Raw genomic sequence first — 15,494 nt, forward strand, 5'->3', positions numbered from 1 at the left:
CCCCCCCCCCCCCCCCCCCCCCCCCCCCCCCCCCCCCCCCCCCCCCCCCCCCCCCCCCCCCCCCCCCCCCCCCCCCCCCCCCCCCCCCCCCCGCCTCTCGAAGAGGGGAGGGCCGTCAGACCTGCTGCTGCTTCCTCGACTTGTCGAGGACCATCACCAGTCCGGCGATCACCGCGAACAGCACCAGGGGCGCGGCCACGTACAGACCGAGGGTCTCCCCGATCGACAGGCCGGGACCCGGGTCGTCACCGTCGTCGCGGCTCACGGCGAGCGCGGGGGCCGACATGAGCAGCATCATCAGCGTCGTTCCGGCCATCAGGGCACCGGCGCGCAGGGCGTTCTTCTTGTCCACGGTGCAAACGTAGCGAACGCGTGGGGCGGGTGCGCGGCCGGGGGTCCCGTACATGGGGTCAAGTCCCGGCAGGAGCGCGCAGTACGCCCATCAGATCGTGCAGCCGGGGCGAGGCGGCCAGCTCCTCCAGCGTCATCGGCCGGCCCGTCGCGTCGGCGACCGGAAGCCGCCAGTTCGGATACTGGTCCCAGGTGCCGGGCAGATTCTGCGGCCGGCGGTCGCCCACGGCGTCGGGCAGCCAGACGCCGACCATACGGGCGGGGGTGCGCAGCAGAAAGCGGTAGACCGCCCGGATCTGCTCCTCCTCGTCTCCCCCGTCCGGCGGCAGCAGACCGAGCCGGGTGAGCGTGCCCAGCCAGTCGGCGACCTCGGCGGACTCCTCGTGCTGCTCCTGCTCCAGCGGCCGGCCGAGCAGCCCGAGCCGGTGCCGCAGCTCCACGTGCTCGCCGGTCAGGCGCGCGGCGGTAGACGGCAGGTCGTGGGTGGTGGCGGTGGCGACGCAGGCCTCGCGCCAGGTCTCCGGGGCCAGCGGGCGGCCGGTGCCCTCCCAGTCCCGCTCGAACCAGAGCACGGACGTGCCGAGCACTCCGCGCCGGTGCAGTGCCTCCCGTACGCCGGGCTCGACCGTGCCCAGGTCCTCCCCGATGACGACGGCGCCCGCGCGGTGCGCCTCCAGGACGAGGACGGCGAGCATCGCCTCGGCGTCGTAGCGCACATACGTGCCCCGGGTGGGTTCCGCGCCCGCCGGGACCCACCAGAGCCGGAACAGACCCATCACATGGTCGATCCGCAGGGCTCCTGCGTGTGTCAGCAGGCCGCGGAGCAGTCCCCGGTACGGGGCGTAGCCGGAGGCGGCGAGGACGTCGGGGCGCCAGGGCGGCAGCCCCCAGTCCTGGCCGTGGGCGTTGAAGGCGTCCGGCGGGGCGCCCACGGACATGCCCTCGGCGAACGTCTCCCGCTGGGCCCAGGCGTCGGCGCCGCCGGGATGCACGCCCACCGCGAGGTCGTGGACGACGCCGACGGCCATGCCCGCGTCCCGGGCGGCGCGGCCCGCCGCAGCGAGCTGTTCGTCGGTGAGCCAGGCCAGCCAGCAGTGGAAGTCGACGCGGTCGAGCAGTTCGTGCCGGGCGCGGCTCGTCTCGGCGGAGCGCGGGTCGCGCAGCGCCGGCGGCCAGTCGTGCCAGGCGGAGCCGTGCACCTCGGCGAGCGCGCACCAGGTGGCGTGGTCCTCCAGGGCCTGGCCCTGCTCGGCCAGGAAGTGGTTGTAGGCGGCGCGGCGGCCGGGTGCGAGGGGGACCTCGCGCACGATGCCCAGGGCCTGGCGCTTGAGGTCCCACACGGCGTCGCGGTCGATCAGGGCGCCCTTGTCGGTGACCGCCGCGCGCAGCGCCGCGGCCTGTTCGAGGAGCCCGTCGAGCCGCGCGGTCCCCAGACCGGTGACGTAGGCGTACTCGGGGACGGCCTCGACCCGCAGATGGACGGGGTCGGGGAAGCGGCGCGAGGAGGGGCGGTAGGGGGAGGGGTCGGTCGGGTCGCCGGGGACGGCGGCGTGCAGCGGGTTGATCTGGACGAATCCGGCGCCCAGTTCACGGCCGGACCAGGTGGCGAGTTCGGCGAGGTCACCGAGGTCGCCCATGCCCCAGGAACGGGCGGACAGCAGCGAGTAGAGCTGGACCAGGAAGCCGTGCGTACGGGCCGGCGGCTGCGGGACCTCGCGCGGCGCGACGACGAGTACGGCGCCCGCCGTACGGCCGTCGGGAGCGACGGCGGCGAGCCGGTGCACGCCGAGGGGCAGACCGGGCCACGAACGGCTCTCGGGGCCCGCGGCCGGCTGTACGGAGGCCGCGGGGGCGGGAGCGGCGGCGGGCAGCGGTGCGGGACCTTCCGCGGCGGGGGTGTCGAGCGACGGCCAGTCGACCGTGTCGCCCTGCTCGGTCTCCACCCGCAGCACGGTGCCGGGCGGCAGATCGGCGAGGGCCTGGGGCAGCGCGGGCGGCAGGACCGCCGACGACGGTGCCGGGCGGCCCCCCGGGTCCTCGGTGCCGCCGGACCCGTCAGGGGTGGGCGCGGCGGCCGGGGTGGTCCAGACGACCACGGTGGGCGGCAGCAGACGGCTCCCGGCCTCGGACTCGGCGCGGGTCAGCGCGGTGAGGACGGCCTCGTCCGTGGCCGCGTCGACGCCGAGCGCGGCGAGCACCGCGACGACCGTCTCGTCGGGGACCGGGACGGTGACGCCGGGGCTGGGTGAGTGGACGGTGGCGACACCGTGCAGCGCCGCGAGCCTGGCCAGGCTCATTCAGACTCCTGAGAACTCCGTGCCACCGGCCGTACCGGGCGCGGTCGGCTCGCTGGTGAGTGGTGCCGCGTCGGCCAGCGGGGGCTCGCTGGTCAGTGGCGCTGCGTCGGCGAGGGGCGGTTCGCTGGTGAGCGGGCCCGGGATGTCGCTGGTCAGCGGTCCGGGCAGGGTGACGGCGAGGGGTTCCTCGCCCGCCGGGTCACCAGGAACCACCTGTTTGGAAAGGGCGGAGAGAAGCAACTGCGCGGATGCGGCCATGGCGGCGTCTCCAGATGACGGCTCGTACAACGGGACACACCAGCCCTACCCAGTCGGCACGGTCGCAGACGTACCGCTTTCGGTGAACGTGCCCCGGGTCACGATGCGCTCCCCGAGCGGGAGTTGACCCTCCCTGCCTATCACAACGTCCCAAAAGAGGCATAACGGCCACGCGCATTGACACCCACACCCCGGGGTGGTGGGCTCGTCGCCGATCGGCAGGACGGACCGGAACACGGGGGCCACGAGGGGAGCGGGCGTGCGGCTCGGGCGCGGGAAACGGACGGCGACAGCGGTCGCGGTCGCGGTGATCGGCGGACTGCTCGGCACGGCGCCGGGCGCGGCGGCGGTTCCCGCCGATCCGGGCTCCCCGGTGACCACCACACCTGACGGCGAGGACGGGCCGGCGCCGCCGGCCGTCTGGCCCCGCCCCCAGTCGATCCGGACGGGAGGCGCGACCGTCACCCTCGGTGACGAGGTCACCGTCGTGGCACCCGGCGACGCCGACCCGTACGCCGTGACGGCCCTGACGGACGCGCTGCGCGAGGCCGGGGTCCGTACGGTGCGCACGGCCGCCCCGCCCGCCGCGGGCCGCCCCTCGGAGACCTCCCCGCCCGGCACCGGCCCGGTCGTGCTCGCGGGCGCCGGGGGTGCCCGGGCCGCTCTCAGGGCCCTGCGGGCACCGGAGCGGGCCGACATCCCCTCCGGGGGCTACCGGATCGCCGTGGGCACCGTCGCGGGCCGCGGGACGATCGCGCTCGACGGGGTCGGCGACGACGGCCTCTTCCACGCCGCGCAGACACTGCGGCAGCTGATCGCCGGCGCGCCGGGCCGGGCGCGGGTCCCCGGCGTCCTCGTGCGGGACTGGCCGGGCACGGCCGTTCGGGGCATGGCGGAGGGCTTCTACGGGGAGCCCTGGGGCCACCGGGAGCGGCTGGCGCAGCTCGACTTCATGGGGCGGACGAAGCAGAACCGCTATCTCTACGCGCCGGGCGACGACGCGTTCCGGCAGGCGCGCTGGCGCGAGCCGTACCCCGCCGAGCGGCGGGCGCAGTTCCGCGAGCTGGCGGAGCGCGCGGCCCGCAACCATGTGACGCTCGCGTGGGCCGTGGCCCCGGCGCAGGCGATGTGCATGTCGTCGCAGGACGACGTCAGGGCGCTGACCCGCAAGGTCGACGCGATGTGGGCGCTGGGGGTGCGCGCCTTCCAGCTCCAGTTCCAGGACGTCAGCTACAGCGAGTGGCACTGCGAGGGGGACCGGGACACCTTCGGTTCGGGCCCCGGCGCCGCCGCCAGGGCGCAGGCGCGTGTCGCGAACGCGGTGGCCGGGCACCTCGCGCGCCGGCACGCGGGCGCCGAACCTCTCACCGTGATGCCCACGGAGTACTTCCAGAACGGCGCCACCGAGTACCGCACGGCGCTCGCCGCGGACCTCGACGGGCGGGTGCAGGTGGCGTGGACGGGCGTCGGCGTCGTGCCGCGCACCATCACCGGACGTGAACTGGCCGGTGCGCGCGAGGCGTTCGGCCACCCCCTGGTCACGATGGACAACTACCCGGTCAACGACTACGAGCGCGGGCGCATCTTCCTCGGCCCGTACACGGGCCGCGAGCCCGCCGTCGCCGCCGGTTCGGCCGCGCTCCTCGCCAACGCGAGCGAGCAGCCGTCCGCGTCCCGTATCCCGCTGTTCACGGCGGCCGACTACGCGTGGAACCCGCGCGGTTACCAGCCGCGGGAGTCCTGGCAGGCGGCGATGGACGATCTCGCGGACGGCGATCCCCGGGCGCGCGAGGCCATCGGCGCGCTCGCCGGCAACCACGCCTCGTCGATCCTGGACCCGACCGAGTCCGCCTATCTGCGCCCGCTGCTGAAGGAGTTCTGGAGCGCCCGTACGGACGCGGCGTCGGCGGCGGACCCGAAGGCCAGGGACCGGGCGGCGAGCCGGCTGCGCGCGGCCTTCACCGTGATGCGGCAGACGCCGGAGCACCTGGCAGGGGCGGCGGAGGGCCGGCTGGACGAGGAAGTGCGGCCGTGGAGCGAGCAGCTGGCGCGCTACGGCCGGGCCGGGGAGCTGTCGGTGGACATGCTCCAGGCCCAGTCACGGGGCGACGGCGACGCCGCCTGGCAGGCGGCGCTCGGCCTCGAACCGCTGCGCGAGGAGATGGCGGGGAGCAAGGTCACGGTCGGCGATGGCGTGCTCGATCCGTTCCTGGACCGCGCGGCCAAGGAGTCGGCGGCCTGGACCGGCGCCGACCGCTCGGCGGGCCCGGAGGCCCGTGCCACCCGGAGCACCGACGCGTACACCGTCGGTGTCGGCCGCCCCCGCCCCGTCGGCGTGATCACGGCCATGACGGAGCCGGGCACGGCCGACGGCGCCTCGGTGGAGGCTCATGTGCCCGGCGAGGGCTGGCGGCGGCTCGGGCCCGTGTCGGGGAGCGGCTGGACCCAGACCGACGCCAAGGGGCTGCGCGCCGACGCCGTGCGGATCACCTGGCCCGTCGTGCCGGGCGGGAAGGCGCCGTCGGTGCGGCGTCTGGTGCCGTGGTTCACCGACGAGCCGAAGGTCCGGTTCGATCTCGACCGGACCGTGACGGACGCCGAGATCGGCGGGAAGTCCCGGACGGTCGAGGCGGAGCTGGAGGCGCAGCGCCCCGGTCCGGTCAGCGGCGCGCTGACGGCGGACGCACCCGAGGGCGTCGAGGTGACGGTGCCCGAGCGGGTGACCGTGCCGCGCGGCGTGCGGACGACCGTGCCGATCCGGGTCCGCGTCGCCGACGACACCCGGCCGGGGACCTACCGGGTGCCGCTGACGTTCGGCGGCGAGGAGCGCGTCCTGACAGTGCGGGCCTCACCGCGTACGGCGGGGCCCGACCTGCTGAGGAAGCCGTCCGTCACCGCCTCGTCGTCCGGCGACGAGACGCCCGACTTCCCGGCCTCCGCGGCCACGGACGGCGACCCGGCCACCCGCTGGTCGTCACCGGCCGAGGACGGCGCGTGGTGGCAGGCGGAGCTGGCGGAACCGGTCCGGCTCGGCCAGGTCGTACTGAACTGGCAGGACGCCCACGCGAGCGGCTACCGGGTCCAGGTGTCGTCCGACGGGCGGGTGTGGCGCGACGCCGCACGCGTGGACGAGGGCCGGGGCGGGCGCGAGGCGGTCCGGATGGACGCGGCGGACACCCGCTTCATCCGGATCCAGGGCGAACGGCGGGCGACCCGGTTCGGTTACTCGCTGTGGTCGGTGGAGGCGTACGCGGTGGCGGAGGCGCCACCGCGTCCGTAGGCGCCGCCTCCGCGGGGGAGGCGGCGGCACGGCGGGTGCCTCCGGCACGGCGGAGGCCCGGATCCTGGGTCGTGTCTTCGAAGTAGCGCCGTCCGCCCGCAGGGCGGGGCCCGCGGCGGCCGGTGCGGTGCCCCGCGACGCGGAGGACCGGTCTCGTACGGGGCGTACCCGGCCGACTCCGACTCCGACAACGCGGCGAGGTGCCGCGCCGGGCGTCGCGGGCCGGGCGGGACTCTGAAGACACGACCTAGGGTCTGTCGTTTGGATCTTGCCGGGCTCGCGTGCCCCGGCACGCACGCTCGCCGCGTTGTCGTCGGTCGGCATGGCTCCGCCATGCCTCCCTCCTCCGCCTTGCGATCGCACGCACCGGACCCCGCTCACTCATCCGGCCTGATCCAAACGACAGGCCCTAGGCGGAGACGCCGTCGATCCGGGCCACCGCGTCCTCGGCGCCGAAGGGTTGCAGATACGGCATCCAGCGCGGATCCCGGTGTCCGGTCCCGATGATCCGCCAGGCGAGCCCGGACGGCGGCGCGGGCGGCTGGCGCAGTCTCCACCCCAGCTCGCGCAGGTGCCGGTCGGCCTTCACGTGGTTGCAGCGGCGGCAGGCGGCCACCACGTTGTCCCAGACGTGCTTGCCGCCCCGGCTGCGCGGGATGACGTGGTCGACGCTGGTGGCGACGCTGCCGCAGTACATGCAGCGCCCGCCGTCACGGGCGAAGAGAGCGCGGCGGGTGAGTGGAACGGGCCCCCGGTAGGGGACCCGCACGAAGCGCTTCAGCCGTACGACGCTGGGCGCGGCGACGACCTGGGTCTCGCTGTGCAGGAAGGCGCCGGATTCCTCCAGGCAGATGGCCTTGTTCTCCAGAACGAGGACGAGCGCGCGGCGGAGCGGTACGACGCCGAGCGGCTCGTACGACGCGTTGAGGACCAGGACATGTGGCACGGTGCCTCCCGTTGCGTCGGCGGCGCGTGGCTCGCGCCGTGACGATCTGTCTCAGTCTCTCCTCATGCCTGGTCCGAACGCCACCACGTCTTGGTAACGGGCTCGGAGTGTTTTCGCCCACACCCGCCCCGAAGCCCCTGACCTGGCGTGTCCGCGCCCCCGCGCCTTCCTGGGACTTCGCGGCGGCGCCGACGCGTGAGGAGAGTCTCTCCCCCGCGCACGGCGCCGAAGGACTCCCGATGCCCCGTTAGTGTGGTTGGTCCCGCCCGTGTTTCCAGGAGGTTCCCGCCGTGTCCCTGTCCGCCGAGCCGGCCCCGGACCCGTCGTCCGGGCCCGCCACATTCGACGAGGCGGCGGAACGCGCCAACGACGCCGCCGGCTGGGTGGAGCAGAACTGGTCCACCTGGCTCAGCGTCGGCCTGCGCATCCTGCTGATCGTGGTGATCGCGCTCGTGCTGCGCCATGTGCTGCGGCGCACCATCACCAAGCTGATAGCCAGGATGAACCGCAGCGCCACGGCGGTCGAGGGCACGGCGCTCGGCGGCCTGCTGGTGAACGCGGAGCGGCGCCGGCAGCGTTCGGAGGCGATCGGATCCGTACTCCGGTCGGTGACGTCGTTCGTGATCCTCGGCACGGCGGCGCTGATGGCGCTGGGGGCGCTGAACATCAATCTGGCCCCGCTGCTCGCCTCGGCGGGTGTCGCCGGTGTGGCCCTGGGCTTCGGCGCGCGCAACCTCGTCACCGACTTCCTCTCCGGCGTCTTCATGATCCTGGAGGACCAGTACGGCGTGGGCGACACCATCGACGCGGGCGTCGCGTCCGGCGAGGTCATCGAGGTCGGGCTGCGGGTGACCAAGCTGCGCGGCGACGACGGCGAGATCTGGTACGTCCGCAACGGCGAGGTGAAGCGGATCGGCAACCTCAGCCAGGGCTGGGCCACCGCCGGTGTGGACGTGACGGTCCGGCCGACCGAGGACCTGGACCGGGTCCGCGAGGTCATCGCCGCCGTCGCGGAGAAGATGGCGAAGGAGGACCCGTGGGCCGAGCGCCTGTGGGGCCCGGTGGAGATCCTCGGACTGGATTCCGTGCTGCTCGAATCGATGACGGTGCGGGTGAGCGCGAAGACGATGCCGGGCAAGGCGCTGGGCGTGGAGCGCGAGCTGCGCTGGCGCGTCAAGCAGGCGTTCGACGCGGCGGGCATCCAGATCGTCGGCGGGCTGCCCCTGGCGGGCACGGAGGCGGCCGCGGCCGACCCGACGGCCGGTGTGGCGGCGCCGTCGGCGCTGGCGAGCCCCACGTCCCCGCAGTCCCTGGCGGCGTCGCCGATACCGCCGCAGACCCCGAACCCCAATCTGACGAAGTAGGGCCGGGCGCCCGGACCCGACGGCACCGGGCACCGGGCCGCCGACCCGGCCGAGGTGGCTTCCGGTCGAAAACGCTTCGCACAGGCGCCCCCGCGGGTAACGCTTTGGTTGCCTCGGGGGCGCTGCCCGTGAACGGGTATTGACTGCTCCCCGACCTGCGGCCTACTTTCCTCCCATCAAATAGGAAACTTTCCTAACAGTGTCGCGCACCACGACACCGGGAGAGCAGTCGCCGAAGGGCAGGTGCACACGTCGTGAGCGATCCGTCCCCGCCGTCCCCGGGCACACCGCGCGTCCTGCGCGCGATGAACGACCGTGCCGCGCTGGACCTGCTGCTGGCGCACGGCACCCTCTCCCGTACCCGGATCGGCAAACTGACCGGTCTCTCCAAGCCCACCGCCTCCCAGCTGCTGGCCCGTCTGGAGGCGGCCGGTCTCGTCGTCGCCACCGGCACCACCGAGGGGCGCCCGGGACCCAACGCGCAGCTGTACGCGGTGAACGCGGGCGCCGCCCACGCCGCCGGGCTCGACGTGAACCCGCGGCGCATCCTCGCCGCCGTCGCGGACATCACCGGCGCCACCGTCGGCCGGTTCGAGCTGCCCACACCGGGGCGCCGGGCGGCGGACGGTGTGGTGACCCGGGTGACCGACGCGCTGGAGGGAGCGGTGAAGGCCGCCGGGCTGGCGCGCGGTGACGTGCACCGGGTCGTCATCGGTACGCCGGGCGCCTTCGACCCCTCCACCGGGCGGCTGCGGTACGCCTCGCACCTGCCCGGCTGGCACTCCCCCGCGCTGCTCGACGAGCTGGCCGGCGCCCTGCCGATGCCCGTCGAGTACGAGAACGACGTGAACCTCGCCGCGGTCGCCGAGCAGCGGCTCGGAGCGGCCCGCGGCCACGACGACTTCGTCCTCCTGTGGAACCAGGAAGGTCTCGGCGCCTCCCTGGTCATCGGCGGGCGGCTGCACCGCGGTTTCACCGGGGGCGCCGGCGAGGTCGGCTTCCTCCCGGTGCCGGGCACTCCTCTCGTACGCCAGGTCGTCAAGGCCAACAGCGGCGGCTTCCAGGAGCTGGCGGGCGCCCAGTCCGTACCGCGCCTGGCCCGCACCCTCGGCATCGAGACGCCGGAGCAGCCGTACGCGGACGTCGCCGCCGCCCTCCTCACGAAGGCCGCGGCCGGACACGGGGAGGACCCCCGGCTGGCCGAACTGCTGCGCCTGTTCGCCCAGCGGCTCGCCACCGGTCTGGCCTCGGTGACCGCGGTGCTCGACCCCGAACTCATCGTCCTGGCGGGCGGGGTGACCGCCGCCGGCGGTGAACCGCTGCGCGCGCTCGTACAGGCGGAACTCGCCGAACTGGCCGCCTCCAGGCCCCGGCTGGTCGTCGGAGAGGTACGGGAGCATCCGGTGCTCCGGGGTGCGCTGGAGAGCGCCCTCGCCACCACGCGCGACGAGGTCTTCGACACCTCCCGCTGATCCCGCCGGCCCACCCGACCGCCGAGCCGGCCCTCAAAGGCCCCCCGTCCTGCCGATGGCGAAGCCGGGAATCGCCGCGGTGGCGCTGTTCCGGTTCTTCCACGCGTGGAACGACTGCTTCGGCCCACAGATCTACGCGCCGGAGAACCCGGCCGCCTGGACGCTCAGTTACGGGCTGGAATCCTTCAAGGGCGCGCACCACACCGACTGGAACCTGACCATGGCCGCGACCGTACTGGTCATGGCCCCCGTGATCCTCGTCCTCCTCTTCGCGCAGAGGGCTTTCGTCGAGGGCGTCACACTGACCGGAGTGAAGGGCTAGCAACACACATGAAACTTGCAGTAGTGGGTGGCGGGTCCACCTATACACCTGAGTTGATCGACGGCTTCGCCCGGTTGAGGGACACGCTCCCGATCAGTGAGCTCACGCTCGTGGACCCGGCGGCCGACCGGCTGGAGCTGGTGGGCGGTCTCGCGCGGCGGATCTTCGCCAAGCAGGGACACCCCGGCACCGTCGTCACGACACCCGACCTGGACGCGGGCGTGGCCGGCGCCGACGCCGTCCTGCTCCAGCTGCGCGTCGGCGGCCAGGCCGCTCGCCTGGGCGACGAGACATGGCCGCTGGAGTGCGGCTGCGTCGGCCAGGAGACGACGGGCGCGGGCGGTCTCGCCAAGGCGCTGCGCACGGTGCCGGTCGTGCTGGACATCGCCGAGCGGGTACGGCGCGCCAACCCGGACGCGTGGATCATCGACTTCACCAACCCGGTGGGGATCGTGACGCGCGCGCTGCTCCAGGCCGGTCACAAGGCGATCGGTCTGTGCAACGTCGCGATCGGCTTCCAGCGGAAGTTCGCGAAACTGCTCGACGTCGCGCCCTCCGCGGTCCATCTGGAGCACATCGGGCTCAACCATCTGACCTGGGAGCGGAGCGTACGGCTCGGCGGTCCCGACGGCGAGGACATGCTGCCCGGACTGATCGCGGAGCACGGCGACGCGATCGCGGACGACCTGCGGCTGCCGCGCCGGGTGCTGGAGACCCTCGGGGTGGTGCCCTCCTACTACCTGCGCTACTTCTACGCGCACGACGAGGTCGTCCGGGAGCTGGGCACCAAGCCGTCGCGGGCCGCGGAAGTGGCCGAGATGGAGGCGCGGTTGCTGGAGATGTACGGGGACCCCGCGCTGGACGAGAAGCCCGAGCTGCTGGCCAGGCGCGGCGGCGCCTTCTACAGCGAGGCCGCGGTCGATCTGGCCGCCTCCCTGCTGGGTGGGGCGGGCAGCGGCGGCAGCCCGGTCCAGGTCGTCAACACGTACAACAACGGCACCCTGCCGTTCCTCGCCGACGACGCCGTGATCGAGGTCCAGGCCGCGATCGACTCCTCCGGGGCGAAGCCGCTGGCCGTGGCCGAGGTCGACCCTCTGTACGCGGGGCTGATCGCCAACGTGACCGCCTACGAGGACCTGGCGCTCCGGGCCGCGCTGCACGGGGGCCGCGACCGCGTCTACAAGGCCCTGCTGGCCCATCCGCTGATCGGTCAGTACGAGTACGCCGAGGGCCTCACCGACCGACTGATCGCGCACAACCGGGAGCACCTCGCGTGGGCATGAGCCGGACCGGGCCGGCGGCGGGGCGCGGAAGCGTCCTGGCCGTCGACGCCGGGAACAGCAAGACCGATGTGACCGTGATCGGCGCGGACGGGGACGTACTCGGCGCGGCGCGCGGCGGCGGCTTCCAGCCGCCCGTCGTGGGCGTGGAACCGGCGATCGACCGGCTCGCCGCGATCGTCGCCGACGCGGCGGCCGACGCCGGCCTCCCTACGGAGGCCGTGGCCGGGCATGTCTCCGCGTGTCTGGCCAACGCCGACCTCCCGGTCGAGGAGCGGGAGTTGGCGGCGGCGGTGCAGCGGCGCGGCTGGGGCCGCACCACGGAGGTGCGCAACGACACCTTCGCGATACTGCGGGCCGGGCTGCCCGGCGGCGCCGAACCGCGCGGGGTCGCCGTGGTGTGCGGCGCGGGCATCAACTGCGTGGGCATGCTCCCGGACGGGCGTACGGCGCGCTTCCCCGCGATCGGCCGGATCTCCGGCGACTGGGGAGGCGGGTCCGGGCTCTCCGAGGAGGCGCTGTGGTTCGCGGCGCGCGCCGAGGACGGGCGGGGCGAGCCGACGGAACTCATGCGTACGGTGCCCGCGCACTTCGGCCTCGGCTCGGTGTACGCGCTGATCGAGGCGCTGCACCTGGGGCACATCGCGTACGGGCGCAGGCACGAGCTGACACCGGTCCTCTTCGCGACGGCGGCGGCGGGCGACGCGGTGGCCCGCTCGGTGGTCGACCGGCTCGCCACCGAGGTCGTGGCGCTGGCGGGGGTGGCGCTGGAGCGGCTGGGGCTGCTCGACGAGGAGGTGCCGGTGCTGCTGGGCGGCAGTGTGCTGGCGGCCCGGCACCCCCAACTGGACGAAGGGGTCAGGGAACTGCTCGCGGCCCGCGCGCCGAAGGCGGTGGTGGGGGTGGTGACGGCGCCGCCGGTGCTGGGTGCCGGGCTGCTGGGCCTGGATCACACCGGTGCCGCGCCGGGGGCGCACGCCAGGCTGCGCGCGCACTACGCCTGACGCCGTCGTGGCGCCGTGCACCGGGTAGGTGCCGGGCACGGACCCGGTGCACCGACCCGGGCACGGACCGGGCGTGCACCGGGCGTGCACCGGGCGCGTTCACCCCCAGGACCCGTGATCGGACCCTCACGTTCGGGAACCGATCACGGGTTCCTGACGTATTCAATGGGGGGAGCGGGCCGGGGAGACCGTGCTCCGCCGGCGGGCTCCGTCCGCACAAGATCCAGTCAAGGCTTGTGTGGACGCCGGTTCCTGCGGCCATACTTCTGGCCGGGAGTCGTCCCACGGTCCGCCGAAGAGCGCGACGCCGTCGACAGGACCCAGGGGGAGGTCACGTGACATACCCGCCGAAGGTGCGCACAGCGCCTGTTCCGGCGCCGCCGTCCGCGCCCGCGCCGCCGGCACCGCCATCCGCGCCGCCACCCGCGCGGCACGGCGCCTGGGCCGAGGGCAGGGAGCGCCTGCGCGCGGCGGCGACGACGGAGCCCGGCCGGCTCCAGATCATCGGCGCCCTGCTGGCCCTGCTGGTCGTGGTGTTCGGAGCGGTGACGGCCTTCGAGATCGGCGACCGGTCCGTCGCCGCCGACGACGTGGTCGACCGCAGCCAGCCGCTGAGCGCGGACGCGGCGAACATCTACCGCTCGCTGGCCGGCGCCGACACCGCCGCCGCGAGCGGCTTCCTGGCGGGCGCGCAGGAACCGGCGAAGGTACGGAAGCTCTACCAGGACGACATCGAGACCGCGTCCCTGCTGCTGGTCAAGGCCGCGGCGAACACGGAGGGTTCCAGTGAGTCCCGCAACCAGATCGCCACGCTCAACCAGCAACTCCCGCTCTACACGGGGCTGATCGAGCGCGCGCGGGCCAACAACCGGCAGGGCCTGCCGCTGGGCGGCGCCTATCTGCGCTACGCCAACCAGAAGATGACGAAGGAGATCCTGCCGGCGGCCGAGAAGCTGTACGCGTCGGAGACCGCCCAGCTCCACCGGGACCAGGGGGACGCGCGGGCATGGCCGTTCCTGTCCCTGGCCGCCGGTGCCGTGGCGCTGGGCGTACTGGCCTGGGCGCAGCGGCGCAACTACCACCGTACGAACAGGGTGTTCAACCACGGCCTGCTGGCGGCGACGGCCGCCGCCGCGGTCGTGCTGCTCTGGCTGGCGGTGGGCCACACGGTGGCGCGTACGCAGCTCAACGACGCGAGCGCGCACGGCCAGGCGTCGCTGACGGTCCTCAACGACGCGCGGATCAGCTCGCTGAAGGCGCGGGCGAACGAGAACCTGACGCTGGTCGCCCGCGGCGCCGTCCTGACGGAGGACGGCAGCGACCGGTACGAGACGGACCACCAGGCCGACATGAAGGAGCTGGACACCGCGCTGGAGAAGGCGCGGAAGCTCGCCGACGACAGCGCGGGCTCCGATCCGGTCGGCGAGGCCCGCACGGCCGCCGCCGAGTGGCAGAAGCGGCACAAGTCGGCGAACGACACCGACAAGGCCGGTGACTACGAGGGCGCGCTGGCGAAGGTCATCGGCGACAAGGACTCGACGGGCGAGTCGTTCGACGAGGTGGACGACGCGCTGGAGGAGGCGATCGGGCACGAGCAGCGGGAGTTCACCGACGCCGCCGACTCCGGCCGGGACGCGCTGACGGGCCTGTCGGCCGGGGCGGTCGTACTGGCCCTGCTCGGCGCGGTGGGCGCGATCCTGGGTATCAACCGCAGGCTTTCGGAGTACCGGTGACAGGGGGAGGAATGACAGCCGACACCACGGAGCCGACGGGCACGGACGGGCCCCGCGAGCCGTACCGGCCACCGGGGACGGACCGTCGCCCGACCGCCCGGCGCACAGGGGTCACGGTCGCCGCCGCCGTCGCGCTGACGGCCACGCTCGCCCTTCTTCCGCTGTCCCGCGACAGCCGGACCGGTGAGGACACCGAACCGCGCCAGGTCACGGCCGGGGCAGCGCCCGCCGCCGATGCGGCGGACTGCGAGGAGCCGGAGCGCAGTCTGCGGCCGGACAACAAGGACGGACCGGCCGTCGAACGCATCAAGGCCCAGGGCAAACTGGTCGTCGGCATCGACCAGAACAGCTTCAGCTGGGGTTACCGCAACCCCGCCACCGGCACCATCGAGGGCTTCGACATCGACCTGGCGCGGGAGATCGCCAAGGACATCCTCGGCTCCCCCGACGACATCATCTTCCGCGCCATCCCCACCAATCTGCGCGAACAGTCCCTGGAGAACGGCACGGTCGACCTGGTCGTACGGACCATGACGATCAACTGCAAGCGGCTGGAGAAGGTCTCCTTCTCCACCGCCTACTTCCAGGCCGGCCAGCAGGTGCTCGTGCCCAAGGGTTCGGACATCACGGGGTACGACGCGTCGCTGTCCGGAAAGCGCGTCTGTTCGGCGTCGGGCTCGACGGCGTACGACGCGCTGGCGGAGCAGTCGTTCGGCGCGGTCTTCGAGGACAAGCACGACGGGACAGACGAGGACGAGGACAGACTGACGGTGTCGAACCAGCTGGACTGCCTGGTGCGGCTCCAGATGGGCGAGGTCGACGCGGTCGTCACCGACAACGCGCTCGCGGCCGGCCAGGCGGCGCAGGACCCGGCGGTCGAGCTGGTGGGCGAGCCGTTCACCGAGGAGTACTACGGCGTCGCGGCCAAGCTGGGCAGCGACGATCTGGTGCGCCGGGTCAACCAGGTCCTGGAGGACTACCGCGCGGGCGGCTCCGGCAGCCTCTGGATGCGTTCCTACAACCAGTGGCTGAAGGAGGGTCTGCCGGGCATAACCGCGGCCCCCAAGGCCAAGTACAAGGATTGAGGGCCGGGGACCGGGAAGCCGGGCACCGGGAAGCCGGGCACCGGCGCCCCGAAGAGGCGGAACCAGAACGGAAGATCACGCACCGCCACCGGTGAACGGCGC

Annotated in this window: 11 protein-coding genes and 1 pseudogene; 8 read left to right on the plus strand and 4 right to left on the minus strand. The window is 73.9% G+C overall.

The window, feature by feature from the left end:
• Positions 1-115: 115 nt before the first annotated feature.
• Genes ACZ61E_RS30050 through ACZ61E_RS30060 form a run of 3 tightly spaced genes read right to left on the minus strand, consistent with a single transcriptional unit; the run spans position 116 to position 2,906 of the window.
• On the minus strand, positions 116-352 hold the full coding sequence (locus ACZ61E_RS30050; RefSeq protein WP_469703279.1) for a hypothetical protein: 237 nt from the start codon (positions 350-352) through the stop codon (positions 116-118).
• Between the two features lie 58 nt (positions 353-410).
• Positions 411-2,648 carry a 4-alpha-glucanotransferase gene (malQ, locus tag ACZ61E_RS30055; RefSeq protein ID WP_469703281.1) on the minus strand — a complete coding sequence of 746 codons (2,238 nt, stop codon included), beginning with the start codon at positions 2,646-2,648 and terminating at the stop codon, positions 411-413.
• Entirely contained in the window at positions 2,649-2,906 is a 258-nt protein-coding gene (locus tag ACZ61E_RS30060; protein ID WP_078077309.1) for a hypothetical protein, read from the minus strand.
• A gap of 259 nt (positions 2,907-3,165) precedes the next feature.
• Here ACZ61E_RS30060 and ACZ61E_RS30065 point away from each other — a divergent pair, with 259 nt between their 5' ends.
• Positions 3,166-6,186, plus strand: a complete 3,021-nt coding sequence (locus ACZ61E_RS30065; RefSeq protein WP_469703283.1) for a beta-N-acetylglucosaminidase domain-containing protein — start codon at positions 3,166-3,168, stop codon at positions 6,184-6,186.
• A gap of 409 nt (positions 6,187-6,595) precedes the next feature.
• Here the strand turns inward: ACZ61E_RS30065 and ACZ61E_RS30070 are convergent, their stop codons facing one another.
• The gene (locus tag ACZ61E_RS30070; protein ID WP_469703285.1) at positions 6,596-7,132 is read right to left on the minus strand and encodes an HNH endonuclease; all 537 of its coding nucleotides are present in this window, start codon (positions 7,130-7,132) and stop codon (positions 6,596-6,598) included.
• 290 nt (positions 7,133-7,422) lie between these two features.
• On the opposite strand from ACZ61E_RS30070, the gene ACZ61E_RS30075 reads away from it, so the two are divergent.
• From ACZ61E_RS30075 to ACZ61E_RS30105, 7 genes and pseudogenes are all read left to right on the plus strand, one after another.
• Complete coding sequence (locus ACZ61E_RS30075) at positions 7,423-8,496, plus strand: mechanosensitive ion channel family protein (RefSeq protein WP_469703287.1); 1,074 nt, start codon at positions 7,423-7,425, stop codon at positions 8,494-8,496.
• A 305-nt stretch (positions 8,497-8,801) separates the two neighbouring features.
• Positions 8,802-9,968 carry an ROK family transcriptional regulator gene (locus tag ACZ61E_RS30080; protein ID WP_469703321.1) on the plus strand — a complete coding sequence of 389 codons (1,167 nt, stop codon included), beginning with the start codon at positions 8,802-8,804 and terminating at the stop codon, positions 9,966-9,968.
• Positions 9,969-10,014: 46 nt separating this feature from the next.
• Positions 10,015-10,290, plus strand: a pseudogene (locus tag ACZ61E_RS30085) (carbohydrate ABC transporter permease); the annotation flags it as partial.
• A gap of 8 nt (positions 10,291-10,298) precedes the next feature.
• The gene (locus ACZ61E_RS30090; RefSeq protein WP_469703289.1) at positions 10,299-11,573 is read left to right on the plus strand and encodes a 6-phospho-beta-glucosidase; all 1,275 of its coding nucleotides are present in this window, start codon (positions 10,299-10,301) and stop codon (positions 11,571-11,573) included.
• The gene (locus ACZ61E_RS30095; protein ID WP_469703291.1) at positions 11,570-12,574 is read left to right on the plus strand and encodes an N-acetylglucosamine kinase; all 1,005 of its coding nucleotides are present in this window, start codon (positions 11,570-11,572) and stop codon (positions 12,572-12,574) included. Before ACZ61E_RS30090 ends, ACZ61E_RS30095 begins: the two co-directional genes overlap by 4 nt.
• Positions 12,575-12,909: 335 nt before the next feature.
• Positions 12,910-14,307 carry a hypothetical protein gene (locus ACZ61E_RS30100; RefSeq protein ID WP_469703292.1) on the plus strand — a complete coding sequence of 466 codons (1,398 nt, stop codon included), beginning with the start codon at positions 12,910-12,912 and terminating at the stop codon, positions 14,305-14,307.
• Between the two features lie 11 nt (positions 14,308-14,318).
• Positions 14,319-15,392, plus strand: coding sequence for a glutamate ABC transporter substrate-binding protein (locus ACZ61E_RS30105; RefSeq protein ID WP_469703294.1), 1,074 nt, complete (start codon positions 14,319-14,321; stop codon positions 15,390-15,392).
• Positions 15,393-15,494 lie beyond the last annotated feature (102 nt).

Source organism: Streptomyces sp. NPDC104581 (assembly GCF_055583685.1).